Genomic DNA, 16,932 nt, shown 5'->3' with positions numbered 1-16,932 from the left:
CACCTCAACCGAAGGGCCTCTGCACCACCCATGGCTGAACTGGTGTTCTTCTCGGGGACGATGGACTGCGGCAAGTCGACGCTCGCACTCCAGCTGGACCACAACCACGCCGCCCGCGGCCGGCAGGGGATCATCTTCTCCCGCCACGACCGGGCCGGGGCCGCCACCATCTCCAGCCGGCTCGGCCTGCGCGCGGACGCCGTGGAGGTGACCGACGCCTTCGACTTCCACCTCCACGTGGTGCACCTGCTGTCGGCGGGCGGCCGGGTCGACTACCTGATCTGCGACGAGGCGAACTTCTACGCCACCGAGCAGGTCGACCAGCTGGCCCGGGTCGTCGACGAACTGGGCATCGACGTCTTCACCTTCGGCATCACCACCGACTTCCGCACCCGGCTGTTCCCCGGCTCGCAGCGCCTGATCGAACTCGCCGACCGGGTCGAGGTCCTCCAGGTCGAGGCACTCTGCTGGTGCGGCGCGCGGGCCACCCACAACGCCCGGACGGTCGGCGGCGTGATGGTGGTCGAGGGCGCCCAGGTCGTCGTCGGCGACATCAGCGTCAGTGACGACGAGATCGGCTACGAGGTGCTCTGCCGCCGCCACCACCGGCGCCGGCTGACCGCCGCGACGGCCCGGGTCTCGGTGCTCTCCCCGGACGTCCTCCCGTTCGAGCAGCAGGCCTGAGCCGAAGCCGCGCTGAAGTCTTTCTGAAGCGGCGCCGAAGCCGTGGCCGGACACCGCCCCGGGGAGCCTTCCGCGCGTCACCGCTGCGCGAGAATGGCGGCCATGGACAGCATCCCGCAGGACTCCCCGCTGATCTCCGTGGCCGAGCTGGAGACAGCCCTCGCCTCCTCCCGGCCGCCGGCGCTCCTCGACATCCGCTGGCAGCTGGGCGGCCCGCCCGGCGCCGCCGACTACGCGGCCGGCCACCTGCCCGGCGCGTACTTCCTGGAACTCGACCGCGAACTCTCCGCCCCGCCGCGCGCCGACGCCGGCGGCCGGCACCCGCTGCCCGACCCGGAGGCCCTGGGCGAGGCGCTGCGCCGCGCGGGCGTCTCGGCCGACCGTCCGGTGGTGGTGTACGACGCGGCCACCGCGATGGCGGCGGCGCGCGCCTGGTGGCTGCTGCGCTGGGCCGGGCACCGGGACGTCCGGGTGCTGGACGGCGGGCTGGCCGCCTGGCAGGAGGCCGGACTGCCGGTCACGGCCGAGCTGCCGCCGGCCGGGGAGGGCGACTTCAAGCCCGTCCCCGGCCAGCTGCCGACCCTCGACGCGGACGGCGCCGCCGCGCTGGCCCGTACCGGCCTGCTGCTGGACGCCCGGGCCGGCGAGCGCTACCGGGGCGAGGTCGAGCCGATCGACCCGCGGGCCGGGCACATCCCCGGCGCGGTGTCGGCGCCGACCGTGGAGAACGTCGGTTCGGACGGGCGGTTCCTGCCGGCCGCCGCCCTCGCCGCCCGCTTCGCGGCGATCGGCGCGGGGGAGCGGCAGGTGGGCGTCTACTGCGGTTCGGGTGTGACGGCGGCGCACCAGGTGCTCGCGCTGGAGGTGGCGGGCGTGCCCGCCGCGCTGTACCCCGGTTCGTGGAGCGAGTGGTCCGGTGACCTGGAGCGTCCGGCCGCGACCGGCGGACAGCCCGGCTGACGGGCCGTCACCGCCGCACACGTCAAGGCGGCACCCGAGGCGGCACGCGTAAGGGCGGCCGCTCCCCGTCGGGAGCGGCCGCCCTCGCGCACCTGCCGCCTGCTACTCCTGCTTCTTGCGCCGGCTGCCGAAGACGATCTCGTCCCAGCTGGGCACCGTGGCACGCCGCCCGGGGCGCACGCCGTCCGCCTCGGCCTGCCGGTCGGTGGTGCCGACCAGGCGCTCGCGGTGCGGAGCGACCGCGCGCGGCATCAGGATGTCCGCGTACGCCGAGCCCGCGCCGATGCTGGCGGCGGGGGCCGCCGGCTCCTCGGCCTCCTCGACGACCTCGGCCACCGCGGCCGGCTCGACCGGGGCGGGGCTGCCCACCGCGAGGTCACTGCGGAAGGCGGGGACCACGTCGAGCAGGCTGGTCAGCGAGTCCCGTGCCTCGGCCGTGGCCTCGCGCGACTCCCGGACCTCACGGGCCGACATGATCCGGTCGGCGGAGGGCCGGTCGATCATCGGGCGCAGCGGCCGGTCGTGCGGCAGCCGGGCGATCCGCGGGATGAACGGGAAGACCTGTTCCTCCTCGCGCTCGACGTTCTCGCCGATCAGCGCGCGGGCCTCGTCGTCGATCGGCTGGACCAGCCGCCGGGGCGGGTCGTACGTCCAGCTGGCGGTCCGGCCCTCGCCGTCGGCGCGGTAGCCGAGCACGACCTCCCAGGTGCCGTCGTCGCGGCGCCAGGAGTCCCACTGCTCGGTGTCCTTCTCGGCGCCGCGCAGCGCGAGGCGCTCGGCGACGGCCTCGCCGAGCTGGGGCCCGGTGGACTCGCCGTGCCGGCGGATCGCGGTCTTGCGGGCGCGCTCGGCCATGAAGGCGCGTTCGGCGAGCACGGGGCCCTCGAAGCGGCGGACGCGGTCGACCGAGATGCCGGCGGAGTGCGCGACCTCCTCGGCGGAGGCGCCTGCTCGTATCCGCGCCTGGATGTCCCTGGGACGGAGGTGGCTCTCGACCTCGATCTCGATCTGGCCGAGGCGCGGCCTGTCCCCACGGATGGCGGCGCGCAGCCGCTCGTCGATGGGGAGGGTGTACTCCGTGCTGTCGGCAGCCTTGAGCACCAGCCGTGTGCCGTCGTTGCTGACGGCCACGACGCGCAGTTCGGGCACGGTTACCTCCCGGGTGGTGCCTGCCGACGTCACCTGCGTCGCTGCTCCCGTACTGAGTGTGGCCTGCCCACTGGCGACTGGCCACAACCTTGCTGAGTTCCCCGGCGTGTCGGGCTTCTGCCCGAACGCGCCGCTGTGGCACGGTTGCCTTTTTGCCACGTCGCGGTCGACGTCGCGCCTGGGTGTCCCGGCCGTCCTCGCACATGGCGTGACGCGACGATCCGGGACGGGCGCCGCCGTGCGTACCCGCTCCGCGGCCGGTGTCGGATCTGCCGTTTGATGGGCAGTCGACAAGTCGACCAAAGGCTCAGGCTCCACGAACAGTACTCCATTCGTGGCATCCGGAGGGGCGGCTCGCCGCTCAAGTCTCCCGTGATTCACGGGAATCTCAAGAGTGGGCACTTCAACGGCGGACCGTTGACGACCGGACGGTGATCATCTTCACATATATCGACCGAGAAGAACCGGATATTCGCCCCTTGTGTCCTTCTTTGGGCAAGATGGACTGACTTGTTCGAAGAACGGTCGAACTGATCAAGGGATGTTGATGCCGGACCAGAACCCCGCCAGGAGGCCCACGGAGGAGCCGGCAACGAAGAGCGGGAAGCGAATCGACCTGAGTGTGACTCAGGTCGCGGCCAGTGCGCTGGCCACCGTGGCCGGCGCGGTGCTGGCCTCCGAACTCGGCGTGGCCGGGACGGTCACCGGCGCGGCGGTGGTCAGCATCGCCGCCACCACCAGCGGCGCCGTCCTCCAGCACTTCTTCCGCCGTACCGGCGAGCAGTTGCGCGAGGCCGCCGACACCGGCCCCGGCGGCACGGTCAACTCGCTGCGCCAGGTGCCCGCCGCCGCGCCGGGCCCGGCGCCCGCGATCTCCCCGGACTGGAACCGCTCGCGGGTGCAGAAGGCCGGGCGGCGCTGGACCTGGAAGTCGTACGCGGCCGTCTCGGCCCTGGTCTTCGTCCTGGCGATGGTCCCGATCCTGGCCTTCGAGCTGGTCACCGGCCAGCCGGTCTCGGCGACCGTCCAGGGCGGCACGGGCCGGGGGACGTCCTTCGGCGGCACGGTGCACGACAGCGCGCCCGCCACGCCGGGCGGCTCCTCGCCCGGCTCGTCGGCCGGCCCGTCGGCCGGCTCTTCGAGCGGCGCCCCGGCCCCCGCGTCCGGCGGGCAGAGCCCGTCGTCGTCGCCGTCGGCGCTGCCGAGCCCGTCGGCCACGCCGGGCACGTCGGGCACGGGGCCGGCCCGGCCCACCGCCACGCCCTCGGCCGAGCCCTCCGGGCAGTCCCCGGGCGAGCCGTCCGCCGGCCCGGCCCCGGGCGGCCAGGCCTCCTCGGCCCCCGCTGCGCCCGCCCCGTCCGCCGCGCCCTCCGAGCCGGCCGCCCCGGCGCAGACCCCCTGACCGGCGGTCCGCCGACCGGCTACGCGCCCAGCACCCGGCGCAGGTAGTCGTTGCCGAACACCCGCTGCGGGTCGACCTTGTCGCGCAGCGCGGTGAAGTCGCCGAAGTGCGGGTACGCGGCGGAGAGGTACTCGGCGTCCCGGGTGTGCAGCTTGCCCCAGTGCGGGCGGCCCCGGTGGGCCGCCATCAGCTTCTCCACCTCGGTGAAGTAGCCCTGCTCGGCGGTGCCCCGGTAGAGGTGGACGGCGATGTAGGCACTGTCGCGGCCGCTCGCGGTGGACAGCCAGAGGTCGTCGGCGGGCGCGAAGCGCACCTCGACGGGGAAGCTGATCTGCCAGCGCGAGCGCTCCACCAGCGCCTTCAGCTCGCGCAGGACGGTCGCGGCCGCCTCGCGAGGCACCGCGTACTCCATCTCTGTGAAGCGCACCGTGCGCGGGCTGGTGAACACCCTGTGGGCGAGGTCCGTGTACGTCCGCTCGGACCAGGCCCGGGAGGCGACGGCGGCGATCGACGGGACGGCCTTCGGGAACCGCCGGCCGATCCGGCAGGCGCCCTCCCAGACCGTGTTGGAGAGGAACTCGTCGTCCAGCCAGGCCTTGAACCGGGGCAGCGGCGCGGCCGGCCCCTGGCTGCGGTTGTTGCGCTTGGTGGAGCAGCGGTCGGTGTGCGGGAACCAGTAGAACTCGAAGTGCTCGTTGACGGCCGTCAGGTCGTCGAGCCGGCCGAGCACCTCGTCGAAGCCCATCGGCTGCTCGTGGGCGGTCAGCAGGAAGGCGGGCTCCACACCGAAGGTGATCGCAGTGATCACTCCGAGGGCGCCGAGGCCGAGCCGGGCGCCCTGGAACAGCTCCGGGTTCTCGGCCGGCGAGCAGTGCTGGACGCTGCCGTCGGCGAGGACGATCTCCAGGGCCCGGATCTGGGCGGCCAGCGAGCCGGAGTCGCGGCCGGTGCCGTGCGTGCCGGTGCTGGTGGCGCCGGCCACGGTCTGCACCTCGATGTCGCCCATGTTGGTCAGCGACAGGCCGGCCGCCTCCAGCAGGCGGTTGAGCCGGGACAGCGGCAGGCCGGACTCCACGGTGACCGTCCCGGCCTCGCGGTCCAGCTCCCGGACGGCGGTCAGCGCGTCGGGACGCACCAGGATGCCGCCGCCGGCCGAGGCGATCGCGGTGAACGAGTGCCCGGAGCCGACCGCCTTGACCGTCCGCCCGGCCTCGGCGGCCCGCCGGATCCGCTCGCCCAGTTCGGCGGCGGAGGCCGGCGCGATCGTCTCGACCGGGTCGGCGCTCTGGTTGCCGGCCCAGTTGGTCCAGCGGCCGTCGGTGATGGCCTGGGGCATGTCGTGCCTCCTGCTCGGGTGCCGTACGTGCGGTACGTGGCGGCGTGGTCCGCGATCCGGGACGGCACGGGGCGGGCCCCGGGGGCGCTACCCGTGGGTAGGGAGCGTAATCAGTTCAATGCCCCAGGTCTACGGTCTGCGGCGGCCGCGTTCCGGCTTCGGCGGACAGCAGTCCGGCGCGCAGCCGGCCGAGGCCCAGCACCGCGGTCAGCGCGCCGAAGGCGCCGGCGCCCACCGGTACCCAGTACCCGGCGGGGGCGCCCGAGGCGTCCACCACCCAGCCGGCCGCCGAGGAGCCGAACGCCACCCCGAGGGCCAGCCCGGTCGTCGTCCAGGTCATCCCCTCGGTCAGCTGCGCGGCCGGTACGAGCCGCTCGACCGTGGCCATCGCGGCGATCAGGGTCGGCGAGACGGAGATCCCGGCGACGAACAGCGCGAGGCCGAGCGCCACCAGTCCGCCCGTCCCCGTCACCAGCTGTCCGACCACCACCAGCGGCACCATGCTGGCCGCCATCAGCGCGACGCCGCCGAGGAACCGGCTCGCGAGCGGGCCCTTGAAGTGCAGCGTCCCGTACACCACCCCGGCCAGGCAGGAGCCGAGCGCGTAGACCGCCAGCACCAGGCTGGACGCGGCGGTGTGCCCCTGTTCCTCGGCGAAGGCCACCGTCACCACCTCGACCGAGCCGAAGATCGCACCGGTCGCGACGAAGGTCAGCACCAGCACCTGGAGCCCGGCGTTGCGGATCACCGAGGGGCCGGAGTGGTGCGCCGCCGGGTGGACCGGCGGCTCGGTGCGGCGCTGCGCGGTGAACAGCAGCACGCCCACCGTCAGGAAGACGGCGGCCAGCAGGACGCCGGCCTCCGGGAAGACGGCGGTGGCCAGGCCGATCGAGAGGATCGGGCCGACGATGAAGCAGATCTCGTCCATCACCGCCTCGTACGAGTACGCGGTGTGCAGCTTGGGCGCCTCGTCGCGGTACAGGTACGCCCAGCGGGCCCGGACCATCGCGCCGGTGCTGGGCATGCCGCCCATCGCGGCGGCGCAGACGAACAGCGTCCAGTCGGGGGCGCCGAGCCGGGCGCAGAGCAGCAGGGCGGTGGCCGCCGCGAGGGTGACCGCCGTCGCGGGGAGTGCCACCCGGCGCTGCCCGTAGCGGTCCACCAGCCGCGAGACCTGCGGGCCGATCGCGGCCGCCGACAGTGCCAGCACCGCCGCCACCGCGCCCGCCACCCCGAACGAGTCGCGCAGCTGCGACAGCATGGTGACGATCCCGATGCCGGTCATCGAGATCGGCAGCCGTGAGACGAGGCCGGCGGAGGAGAAGGCCAGAGTGCCGGGAGCGGCGAAGATCTGGCGGTAGCTGGACAGCACGGGGGCTCCGCGTGAGGGTGTGAGTAAGGAACATCGCTAACTGTGACAGCTTACGTACATCGGCAAACGAGATATACCGGACAGTTCGGCGCGCGGCCCCGCCCGTAGGTCACGATCCGGCAGTGGCAGGATCGGATCCATGTCCGACGCGCGCAAACCCTCATCGCCCGGCGCCCCGGCCGGCACCGCCGACCCGTACGACGCCCTGCTGCTGCTCTCCTTCGGCGGGCCCGAGGCCCCCGAGGACGTGGTGCCGTTCCTGGAGAACGTCACCCGGGGCCGCGGCATCCCGAAGGAGCGCCTCAAGGAGGTCGGCAAGCACTACTTCCTGTTCGGCGGCGTCAGCCCGATCAACGAGCAGAACCGCGAACTGCTCGCCGCCCTCCGCAAGGACTTCGCCGGCCACGGCCTCGACCTGCCGGTCTACTGGGGCAACCGCAACTGGGCCCCCTACCTGGTCGACACCCTGCGCGAGATCGCCGCCGACGGCCACCGCCGGATCGCCGTTCTCGCCACCAGCGCCTACGCCGGCTACTCCGGCTGCCGCCAGTACCGCGAGAACCTCGCCGACGCGCTCGCCCGGCTCGCCGCCGAAGGCGCGCCCGCGCTCACCGTCGACAAGCTCCGGCACTTCTACAACCACCCCGGCTTCGTCCGGCCGATGGCCGACGCCACCCTTGCGGCCCTCGCCGGGCTGCCCGCCGCCGTCCGGGACGGAGCCCGGCTCGCCTTCACCACCCACTCCATCCCCGACACCATGGCCGAGACCTCCGGCGCCCCCGGCGACCCGGCCCGGGGCACCCCCGGCGGCGCGTACGTCGCCCAGCACCTCGACGTCGCCCGGCAGGTCGCCGCCGCCGTCGCCGAGGCCACCGGCGTGCCGGACCGCCCGTGGGAGCTGGTCTTCCAGAGCCGCAGCGGCTCCCCGCAGACGCCCTGGCTCGAACCCGACATCTGCGACCACCTGGAGGCCGTCCACCAGGCCGGCGCCCCGGCCGTCGTGATGGTGCCGATCGGCTTCGTCTCGGACCACATGGAGGTCAAGTACGACCTCGACACCGAGGCCCGGGCCAAGGCCGCCGAGCTCGGCCTGCCCGTGGCCCGCGCCGCCACCGTCGGCGCCGACCCCCGGTTCACCGCGGCCGTCCGCGAACTCGTCCTGGAGCGGGCCGCCACCGAACGCGGCGAGGCGGTCACCCGCTGCGCCCTCGGTGCGCTCGGCCCCAGCCACGACGTCTGCGCGGTGGCCTGCTGCCCCAACCCGCGGGCCCCGCGCCCGGCCGCCGCCCAGGCCTGACACCGTTCCACACCCCGTACACCGCACCCGCCGAGAGGACCCCTGTGCCCAGCCCCGAACTGCTCGACGAACTGCTCGCACTCGCCCTGGACGCCGCCCACCGGGCCGGCGCCCTGCTGCGCGACGGCCGCCCCGCCGACCTGGGCGTGGCCGACACCAAGAGCAGCCCCGTCGACGTGGTCACCGAGATGGACCTGGCCTCCGAGAAGCTCGTCCTGGAGCTGATCACCGGCAGCCGCCCCGACGACGGCTACCTCGGCGAGGAGGGCGCCGACCGCCCCGGCACCAGCGGCGTGCGCTGGGTCGTCGACCCCCTCGACGGCACCGTCAACTACCTGTACGGGCTGCCCTCCTGGGGTGTCAGCGTGGCCGCCGAACTGGACGGACGGGCGGTCGTCGGCGTGGTCGCCGTCCCCTCCCGGGGCGAGACCTTCCACGCCGTGCTCGGCGGCGGCGCCCACCTCAACGGCAAGCCGCTCAGCACCCGGCCCGCCCCGCCGTGGGGCCAGGCCCTGATCGGCACCGGCTTCGGCTACCTCACGGCCCGCCGCACCCACCAGGCCGAGGTGCTGTTCGCGCTGATGCCCGAGGTCCGCGACATCCGCCGCGCGGGCGCCGCCGCCGTCGACCTCTGCGACGTCGCCGCCGGCCGGCTGGACGGCTTCTACGAGCGCGGCCTGCAGCCCTGGGACCACGCCGCCGGCCTGCTGATCGCCGCCGAGGCCGGCGCGCTCTGCGGCGGCCGCCCCGGCCGGCCGGCGGACGGCGGGCTCACCGTCACCGCCCCGCCCGGCGTCTTCGAGCCGCTCCAGGCCCGGCTGGAGGAACTCGGCGCCTGGCACGACTGAACAACGGCCCGCGAACGGTGCCGGCACAGCGAAGAGCCCTGGTACGTGTGTACCAGGGCTTGGGTTTCGCGGACCACTGCGGGTCGGATCGGGTGGCGGGGTCGGGCAGCGGTGTCAGGCGGCGGCGCGGTGCCGCTCCAGCACCGTGTCGACACCGTGGTCGGCTGCGAGCCGGCGGAGGTCGTCCAGTTCGGACTGTTCCACCTCGGCGAGGAACTCGTCCCCGGACTCGATTGCGCGGTGCAGATCCTGTTCGGCGTTCTGTATGCGCTGCAGGATTCCGGCGGTGAAGGCGTCCATACGGGCCCCCTTACTGTGTCGGACGTGCACGTTCGCGCGTTCCCCGGCGAAGGGTCCGGTGCCAACGAAAGCGTCCGTGGCCGGTGCTGATTCTCCGGTCGGGCGCGGAGACGGCCTTCGCCGCTCCCGGTGACGTCCCAGCCCCAGGCCGGTGCGGATGAACGCACGGCGGGTGGGTGCGACCGGCCAACAGCCAGATCGCGGGTGTGAACGTGTCCTCCCCGCCCCCCGTCCCGGGAAACCTCCCCGGGCGAGAAAGTTGCCCGCGTCACAGTCCAAACGGAGTGCGACGTTCAGGCTTACCCGTGCTTTACCCGCTCACCAGGCAGGATGGACCCACCGTCGGAGTCGTGCGTCCGCTCCCGGTGGACCCCGGGCCCGCGTTCCCAGCGGACCGGCCCGCGAGGGCGGTCCACGGGGCCGGGTGCCTGGAGAAGGGACAACCATCGTGCGGGTACTCGTCGTGGAGGACGAGCAGCTGCTCGCCGAGGCCGTCGCCACCGGTCTGCGCCGCGAGGCCATGGCCGTCGACGTGGTCTACGACGGCGAGGCCGCCCTCCAGCGGATCGCGGTCAACGACTACGACGTGGTCGTCCTCGACCGCGACCTGCCGCTGGTGCACGGCGACGACGTCTGCCGCAGCGTCGTCGAGCAGGGCCTCGCCACCCGGGTGATCATGCTGACCGCCTCCGGCGACATCAGCGACCGGGTCGAGGGCCTGGAGATCGGCGCGGACGACTACCTCCCCAAGCCGTTCGCCTTCAGCGAACTCGTCGCCCGGGTACGGGCCCTGGGCCGCCGCGCGACCGTCCCGCTGCCGCCCGTGCTGGAGCGCGCCGGCATCTCGCTCGACCCCGGCCGCCGCGAGGTCATCCGCGACGGCAAGCCCGTCCAGCTCGCCCCCAAGGAGTTCGCGGTGCTGGAGGTCCTGATGCGGGCCGGCGGCGCCGTCGTCTCGGCCGAGCAGCTGCTGGAGAAGGCCTGGGACGAGCACACCGACCCGTTCACCAACGTCGTACGGGTCACCGTGATGACGCTGCGCCGCAAGCTCGGCGACCCGGCCGTCATCATCACCGTCCCGGGCTCCGGCTACCGGATCTGACCCCGGTCCCGCCCGACCGCTGCGCCTCACCCCCCGAGAGGACCACCATGACCACCCCGCCCCCGGCCGGCGGGCCCTCCGGCGTGCCCGCCGGAGGCTCGCACACCGTGCCGCCCCGCCCCGCGCAGCCCCCGCGCCCGCCGAAGCTGCTGCCCCGCCCGGAGAGCTACACGCCCGGCGACGGCCTGCTCGCCTGGATGCCGTTCCGGCCCACCATCCGGATGCGGCTGACCCTGCTGTACGGCGGCATGTTCCTGATGGCCGGGGTGGTGCTGCTGATGCTGATGTACTTCTTCGTCCGGCAGGCCTTCCACGACGTCCAGCTGCCGGTTTTCGACTTCGGCACCTCGGGGGTCAGGCTCAACGGCCAGCCGATGACCTCCGAGCAGGCCAACCAGGTGCTCGCCCAGTACCAGGACACCCGGGCCAACACCGCCCTGAACACCCTGCTGCGCAAGTCCCTCACGGTGCTGGTCTGCCTCGCCGTGATCGCCTTCATGGCCGGCTACACGATGGCCGGCCGGGTGCTGAGCCCGCTCGGCCGGATCACCCGCACCGCCCGCGAGGTGGCCAGCTCCGACCTGCACCGGCGGATCGAGCTGGACGGGCCGGACGACGAGCTCAAGGAACTCGCCGACACCTTCGACGACATGCTGGACCGGCTGGACCGCTCCTTCGACTCCCAGCGGCGCTTCGTCGCCAACGCCTCGCACGAGCTGCGCACCCCGCTGGCGATCAACCGCACGTTGCTGGAGGTCCAGCTGTCCGACCCGGCGGCGTCCACCGACCTCCAGCAGCTCGGCAAGACCCTGCTGGCGACCAACGAGCGCAGCGAACAGCTGGTGGAGGGCCTGCTGCTGCTGGCCCGCAGCGACAACGAGCTGGTCGACCGCCGTCCGGTGGAGCTCTCCGAGGTCGCCACCCGCGCGCTGGAGCAGATCCGCCCGGAGGCGGCCCGCCGGGAGGTGGAGCTGCGCGCCTCGCTGGGGCCGACCACGGTGTCGGGCAACGGCGTGCTGCTGGAGCGGATCGCGCTGAACCTGATCCAGAACGCGGTGCGCTACAACCTGGCCGACGGCTGGGTGGAGATCTCGACCGCGGCCGCCCCCGGCGGGGGCGGGGAGCTGGTGGTGACCAACACCGGCCCGGTCGTTCCCGGGTACGAGCTGGAGCACATCTTCGAGCCGTTCCGGCGGGTGAAGGGCGCGGACCGGACCCGCAGTGACAAGGGCGTCGGCCTCGGCCTCTCGATCGTCCGCTCGGTGGTCCGGGCGCACGGTGGTGCCATCGAGGCCACTCCGCGCGCCGGTGGCGGCCTCACGATGCGGGTGCGCATCCCCGGCGCCTGACCGCCGCCCCGGGCCGGTAGGCGCCCGTACGTCCGTTCCCGCGTCCTGCGCTCCGTGCGCGGACCATCCGAAGCCGCCCCGTCAGCCGTGTCAGAACGACATAAGTGCTGGCCGGGGCGGCTTGTCATTTCCGGTCCGAGCAACTTACGGTGTCGTAACCTACGCATCCGTAGGTCTGCCCTTCAGTAGCCCTCAGCGTTCCCGTCCCCCAGGAGCAAGAGCCGTGACCATCGCCCCCGTGCAGCGCACCGCATCGACCGGTTCGACCGCCTGGACCGACGCGCGTCTGATCCTCGCCCTCGAAGAGGTGGTCGAGACCGAACTCAACCGCCACCTCAAGGTCGCCAAGGAGTGGATGCCCCACGAGTACGTCCCGTGGAGCCAGGGCCGCGACTTCGACGGTGTGCTCGGCGGCGAGGCCTGGGCGCTGGAGCAGTCCAAGGTGACGCCGCTGGGCCGGGTCTCCCTGGTGGTCAACCTGCTGACCGAGGACAACCTCCCCAGCTACCACCACGAGATCGCCACCATGTTCGGCCGCGAGGGCGCGTGGGGCACCTGGGTGCACCGCTGGACGGCCGAGGAGGGCCGGCACGGGATAGCGCTGCGCGACTACCTGCTCGCCACCCGCGCGGTGGACCCGGTGGAGCTGGAGCGGGCCCGGATGATGCACATGGCGGAGGGCTTCGAGTCCGACAACTCGCACAGCATGCTGCACTCCGTCGCGTACGTGGCCTTCCAGGAGCTCGCCACCCGCATCTCGCACCGCAACACCGGCCACTTCTCGGGCGACCCGCTCTGCGAGCAGCTGCTGGCGAAGATCGCCAACGACGAGAACCTGCACATGGTCTTCTACCGGAACCTGCTGAAGGCCGCCCTGGAGATCGCACCGGACCAGGCCATGCGCGCCGTCGCCGACGTCGTGATCGACTTCCGGATGCCCGGCCACGGCATGCCCGGCTTCGAGCGCTCCGCCGCGCAGATCGCCATCGGCGGCATCTACAACCTCCGGATCCACCACGACGACGTGCTGCAGCCGGTGCTGCGCCACCTCAAGGTCATGGAGATCGGCGGCCTGGGCCCGGAGGGCCTGCAGGCCCAGCAGGAGCTCGGGTTCTTCCTCGACGGCCTCGACGCCCAGGCCACCAAGTTCGACGAGCGGCAGGCGGCCCTGCTGGCCCGCCGCGCGGCCAACGCGGAGAAGAAGGCCGAGGCGGCCCGGAAGTAGGACCGAGGTGCTCCCGGGGGCGCCTGAGGTGGGTGGATTTTCCGGAATTTACCCGAAAGATTCGTAACGTGAGCAACGTCACATCCGGTTGCGCCACACGATCGGGCGACCCCGTAGGGTGATCATGACGTACGGCACACCGGTTGCCGTCCGTGATCGCCGCGCGGTCCTGGACGACCGCGATGGATTAGCGGTCTTCCCAGGTGGGAAAAGGAATCGGCGGAGGCCCGTCGGCCGCCTGATCACTGTGGGTACTCGCCCAGGGGGGTCGGCAACGCGTCGGTGATGGCCCTGCGTAAGGTGGCCCGGGCCCGGTTGGATCACCCCAACGGGCGCCTGGCTGAGTGTCGATTGAGTAACAGGGCTTGAAGTAAGGCAAAATCTCGCCCTCGGGTCGGGCACAAGACCGACCCCCCGTGCGTTACGTGCGCTGGAGATACCGCACACAACAGCAGACACCCGGAGGGGGAGAGCGAAAAAATGGCAACGGACTACGACACCCCACGCAAGACCGATGACGACCTCAACGAGGACAGCATCGAGGAACTCAAGGCTCGTCGGAACGAGAAGTCGACCAGCTCGGTCGACGTCGACGAGTTCGAGGCGGCAGAGGGCCTGGAGCTCCCGGGCGCCGACCTCTCGAACGAAGAACTGTCCGTCCGGGTGCTCCCGCGCCAGGCCGACGAGTTCACCTGCATGAGCTGCTTCCTGGTTCACCACCGCAGCCAGCTGTACAGCGAGAAGAACGGCAACCCGATCTGCCGGGACTGCGGCGCCTGAGCGCCGGGCGGTCAGGGCCCGGGCCCCACGGTCTCCGTGGGCTCGGCACACCGCCCCGTCCGGCCCCGGGCAGCGGGGCCGGAGGCAGATCCGGCGGCCGTCCTGACGGCCGCACCGGCAGGCTGGTCCTGCAGAGCACCGCAGTACCCGCAGTAGCAGTACCCGCACCACTGGCAGTACCAGCACCACCTGCAGTACCGGGAGTACCGGAAAAGGAGGGACGGTCCCGCATCACGCGGAACCGTCCCTCCTCCGTTTTCCGGGCGTCCGTCGCCCCGGGCGCCCCGCCCGGCAGGCTCAGGCAGTCCGGCGCCGGGCCTCGGCCAGCGCCGCCGCGAGCCGCTCGGGCGAGCGGGTCGACAGGTACAGGTACGGCGTCGGGTCGGCCGGGTCGGTCACCTCGACCCGCAGCGCGGTCGGCACGTAACTGCGCAGCAGCATGAACGCCCGCGGATCGGCCTTCACCCCGCGCCAGGCCACCGCCTCGACGGGGGTCAGCGGGTGCGCCTCGCCGAGCGCCCCGACCGGGATCCGGGCCTGGCCGGCCACCAGGGAGCCCTGCACCACCCGGATCCGGGCGGAGCCGTAGCTGCTGACCGCCGCCGCCCCGGCGGCGATGCCGACCACCAGCCCGACCAGTGCGGCGACGGCGCCGACCCGGAGCAGGATCAGGGCGAGTGTGAGCCCCAGCGCGACGGGCAGGAGCCACCAGATGCGGGGAGCGGTAAGGCGTTCGTCGTACATGCCCCCATTGTGGGCACCGCACCGGGCCGCAGCGTCGGCCGCCCCCGGCGCATCCGTCCCTACCGATGGGTAGGGTGACGCGCGTGACCGGAACCATAGCCTCCCAGCCGGCCCCGAAGGGCTCGGAGCAGCCCTTCGAGCGCCCCGCCGCCCCGCTCTCCCCGACCACCCCGCCCCTGGACGCCGTGCTCCCGCCCCGCGCGCCCGAGGCCCCGGCCCCCGGCGCCCTGCTCGGCCCGCACTACGACCACTGCTTCGGCTGTGGCCCGCAGACCCGGGCCGGGCTCAGGATGACCGTGGTGGCCGGTGCGGGGCTGGACGTCACCTCCGAGTTCACCGTCGGACCGGATCACCAGGGCGGTCCCGGCCTGGCGCACGGCGGCCTGCTGACGACCGCGATGGACGAGACCCTCGGCTCGCTCAACTGGCTGCTGCACAGCGCGGCCGTGACCGGGCGGCTGGAGACGGACTTCGTCCGCCCGGTGCCGGTCGACTCCGTGCTGCACATCCGTGCCTGGGTCACCGGGGTCCACGGCCGGAAGATCTACAGCGCGGCGGAGGGCCGGATCGGCGGCCCCGACGGACCGGTGGCGATCAAGGCACAGGCGCTCTTCATTCAGGTGAAGCTGGAACACTTCACCCAGCACGGTCGTCCCGAGGACATCAAGAAGGCCTTGGACGACCCTGATCTGTTCAAGCGCGCCCGAGCCTTTGAGGTGAACCCGTGAGCACCACCGCCCGTCCGCCGGTAGACGTTCTGATCAGGCGAATCGACCCCGAGCTGCCCCTGCCCGCGTACGCGCAGCCCGGTGACGCCGGCGCCGACCTGCGCACCACCGTCGACGCGGAGCTGGCCCCCGGTGAGCGGATCGTCCTGCCGACCGGTGTCGCCATCGCGCTTCCGGACGGCTACGCGGCGTTCGTGCACCCGCGTTCGGGACTCGCAGCTCGTTGCGGAGTTGCCCTTGTGAACGCCCCAGGGACGGTCGATGCCGGGTACCGTGGGGAGATCAAGGTGATCGTGGTCAACCTGGACCCGCGCGAGGGGGTCAGCTTCCGCCGTGGGGACCGAATCGCCCAGCTGGTGATCCAGCAGGTCGAGAAGGCCCGCTTCCACGAGGTGGCCGAGTTGCCGGGGTCGGCACGCGCCGAGGGTGGGTTCGGGTCGACCGGTGGCCATGCGGCGGTCTAGGCTGCCCGCGGCCGAGCAGGTATTCGTGTCGGTCTTGAACCGGGAAGGACAGTGACCGTGTTCCGTCGTCGCCAGAAGAGCGAGGACGCTGTCGAGCAGCTCGCCGACGACGCCATCAGCGCCGACGAGACGCCCGATGACGTCGAAGGTTCCGCCGACTCCGAGAGCGAGAACGTGACCGAGCCGGATCCGACCGAGCGCGTCGGCCTGCCGCCGGCTCCCCGCCCGGACGGTCCCTGGGACCACTCCGAGCTGGAACAGCCGGAAGAGGGCCGGGTGGACCTCGGAGGTCTGCTGGTCCCCGGGGTCGAGGGTATGGAGCTGCGGGTCGAGGTGGCCGGCGACGCGATCGTCGCCGCGACACTGGTCCTCGGTAACAGCGCCATCCAGCTCCAGGCTTTCGCCGCCCCGAAGTCCGAGGGCATCTGGGGCGAGGTCCGCGAGGAGATCGCCACCGGCATCACCGCGCAGGGCGGCCTGGTCGAGGAGGAGGAGGGCCCGCTCGGCTGGCACCTCCGCGCACAGGTCCCCGTGCAGCTGCCGGACGGCACCCAGGGTGTCCAGCTGGTCCGCTTCGTCGGCTGTGACGGCCCCCGCTGGTTCCTGCGCGGAGTCATCTCCGGTCAGGCGGCGGTGCAGCCAGAGATGGCCGGCGTCCTGGAGCAGGTCTTCCAGCAGACGGTCGTCGTGCGTGGCGAGGTTCCGATGGCGCCCCGCGACCCGATCGTGCTCAAGCTGCCCGAGGACGCCCAGATGGTCGCCGACGGCGGCGCCACCAGCGTCGAGGACGGTGCCGGCGCCCGCTTCGGCGGTGCTGCGCTCGACCCGTTCGCGCGCGGCCCGGAGATCACCGAGGTCCGCTGAACCGCAGCTCAACACAGCTGTCGCCCCCGCCCGGGAGTCCCGGGCGAGGGCGATTTGCTTGTGGCAGCCGACCCCCGTACAGTTCTCCGGGTTGCCCCAGTGGGGCGGCGGACTTCCCCCCGATTCGGATTCAGGTTCGAATGGGAGCGGAAAAAGGCCCGAAAAACTCTGCTAGAGTTCGGGAGCGCCGAAAGGCCGAAGCGAATCGGATAAACGAAACTCCGGAAAACGGAGCGGAAAACGTCTGATAAGCTGGTAACACGAAAGAACGAAGCGCCCGGAGAGACCGTGAGAGCGGCTCGAAGGAAGTGTCCGTTCCTTGAGAACT

Annotated in this window: 17 protein-coding genes; 12 read left to right on the top strand and 5 right to left on the bottom strand. The window is 72.7% G+C overall.

What is annotated here, in order from left to right; translation table 11 throughout:
- The first annotated feature begins 30 nt into the window (after positions 1–30).
- Complete coding sequence (locus ACFUK0_RS12810) at positions 31–684, top strand: thymidine kinase (RefSeq protein WP_380249191.1); 654 nt, start codon at positions 31–33, stop codon at positions 682–684.
- Between the two features lie 102 nt (positions 685–786).
- Positions 787–1,644: a sulfurtransferase gene (locus ACFUK0_RS12805; protein WP_380249189.1), complete on the top strand. Its 858-nt coding sequence runs from the start codon at positions 787–789 to the stop codon at positions 1,642–1,644.
- A gap of 102 nt (positions 1,645–1,746) precedes the next feature.
- Here the strand turns inward: ACFUK0_RS12805 and sepH are convergent, their stop codons facing one another.
- Positions 1,747–2,826, bottom strand: a complete 1,080-nt coding sequence (gene sepH / locus ACFUK0_RS12800) for a septation protein SepH (RefSeq protein WP_380249187.1) — start codon at positions 2,824–2,826, stop codon at positions 1,747–1,749.
- A 589-nt stretch (positions 2,827–3,415) separates the two neighbouring features.
- Between sepH and ACFUK0_RS12795 the strand changes: the two genes are divergently transcribed.
- The gene (locus tag ACFUK0_RS12795) at positions 3,416–4,195 is read left to right on the top strand and encodes a hypothetical protein (protein ID WP_380249185.1); all 780 of its coding nucleotides are present in this window, start codon (positions 3,416–3,418) and stop codon (positions 4,193–4,195) included.
- Between the two features lie 19 nt (positions 4,196–4,214).
- On the opposite strand, the gene ACFUK0_RS12790 is transcribed toward ACFUK0_RS12795, so the two are convergent.
- Both ACFUK0_RS12790 and ACFUK0_RS12785 read right to left on the bottom strand, forming a co-directional pair.
- A complete protein-coding gene (locus ACFUK0_RS12790; protein WP_380249183.1) occupies positions 4,215–5,531 on the bottom strand; it encodes a D-arabinono-1,4-lactone oxidase in 1,317 nt (438 codons plus the stop codon).
- A 115-nt stretch (positions 5,532–5,646) separates the two neighbouring features.
- Positions 5,647–6,903, bottom strand: a complete 1,257-nt coding sequence (locus ACFUK0_RS12785; protein WP_380249181.1) for an MFS transporter — start codon at positions 6,901–6,903, stop codon at positions 5,647–5,649.
- Between the two features lie 139 nt (positions 6,904–7,042).
- Here ACFUK0_RS12785 and ACFUK0_RS12780 point away from each other — a divergent pair, with 139 nt between their 5' ends.
- A complete protein-coding gene (locus tag ACFUK0_RS12780; protein ID WP_380249179.1) occupies positions 7,043–8,200 on the top strand; it encodes a ferrochelatase in 1,158 nt (385 codons plus the stop codon).
- 44 nt (positions 8,201–8,244) lie between these two features.
- Positions 8,245–9,048: an inositol monophosphatase family protein gene (locus tag ACFUK0_RS12775; protein ID WP_380249177.1), complete on the top strand. Its 804-nt coding sequence runs from the start codon at positions 8,245–8,247 to the stop codon at positions 9,046–9,048.
- A gap of 114 nt (positions 9,049–9,162) precedes the next feature.
- On the opposite strand, the gene ACFUK0_RS12770 is transcribed toward ACFUK0_RS12775, so the two are convergent.
- Positions 9,163–9,348, bottom strand: coding sequence for a hypothetical protein (locus ACFUK0_RS12770; protein WP_073924886.1), 186 nt, complete (start codon positions 9,346–9,348; stop codon positions 9,163–9,165).
- Between the two features lie 448 nt (positions 9,349–9,796).
- Here ACFUK0_RS12770 and ACFUK0_RS12765 point away from each other — a divergent pair, with 448 nt between their 5' ends.
- The 4 genes from ACFUK0_RS12765 (at position 9,797) to ACFUK0_RS12750 (ending at position 13,804) form a co-directional block, all read left to right on the top strand.
- Positions 9,797–10,450, top strand: a complete 654-nt coding sequence (locus ACFUK0_RS12765) for a response regulator transcription factor (protein WP_380249175.1) — start codon at positions 9,797–9,799, stop codon at positions 10,448–10,450.
- 47 nt (positions 10,451–10,497) lie between these two features.
- On the top strand, positions 10,498–11,799 hold the full coding sequence (locus tag ACFUK0_RS12760) for a sensor histidine kinase (protein WP_380249173.1): 1,302 nt from the start codon (positions 10,498–10,500) through the stop codon (positions 11,797–11,799).
- Positions 11,800–12,022: 223 nt separating this feature from the next.
- Positions 12,023–13,024: an acyl-ACP desaturase gene (locus tag ACFUK0_RS12755; RefSeq protein WP_380249171.1), complete on the top strand. Its 1,002-nt coding sequence runs from the start codon at positions 12,023–12,025 to the stop codon at positions 13,022–13,024.
- 480 nt (positions 13,025–13,504) lie between these two features.
- Positions 13,505–13,804: a DUF4193 domain-containing protein gene (locus ACFUK0_RS12750; protein WP_073924890.1), complete on the top strand. Its 300-nt coding sequence runs from the start codon at positions 13,505–13,507 to the stop codon at positions 13,802–13,804.
- A 297-nt stretch (positions 13,805–14,101) separates the two neighbouring features.
- On the opposite strand, the gene ACFUK0_RS12745 is transcribed toward ACFUK0_RS12750, so the two are convergent.
- Entirely contained in the window at positions 14,102–14,548 is a 447-nt protein-coding gene (locus tag ACFUK0_RS12745; protein ID WP_380249168.1) for a DUF3093 domain-containing protein, read from the bottom strand.
- A 176-nt stretch (positions 14,549–14,724) separates the two neighbouring features.
- Between ACFUK0_RS12745 and ACFUK0_RS12740 the strand changes: the two genes are divergently transcribed.
- The 3 genes from ACFUK0_RS12740 to ACFUK0_RS12730 are packed head-to-tail and all read left to right on the top strand — an operon-like array spanning position 14,725 to position 16,604.
- The gene (locus tag ACFUK0_RS12740) at positions 14,725–15,276 is read left to right on the top strand and encodes a PaaI family thioesterase (RefSeq protein ID WP_380249275.1); all 552 of its coding nucleotides are present in this window, start codon (positions 14,725–14,727) and stop codon (positions 15,274–15,276) included.
- Complete coding sequence (dut, locus tag ACFUK0_RS12735; RefSeq protein WP_073924892.1) at positions 15,273–15,740, top strand: dUTP diphosphatase; 468 nt, start codon at positions 15,273–15,275, stop codon at positions 15,738–15,740. The genes ACFUK0_RS12740 and dut overlap by 4 nt, the downstream gene beginning before the upstream one ends.
- 51 nt (positions 15,741–15,791) lie before the next feature.
- On the top strand, positions 15,792–16,604 hold the full coding sequence (locus ACFUK0_RS12730) for a DUF3710 domain-containing protein (protein WP_380249166.1): 813 nt from the start codon (positions 15,792–15,794) through the stop codon (positions 16,602–16,604).
- Positions 16,605–16,932 lie beyond the last annotated feature (328 nt).

Source organism: Kitasatospora sp. NPDC057223 (genome assembly GCF_042669755.1).
Lineage (GTDB): Bacteria > Actinomycetota > Actinomycetes > Streptomycetales > Streptomycetaceae > Kitasatospora.
This window is presented reverse-complemented; position numbering and strand designations above follow the sequence as displayed.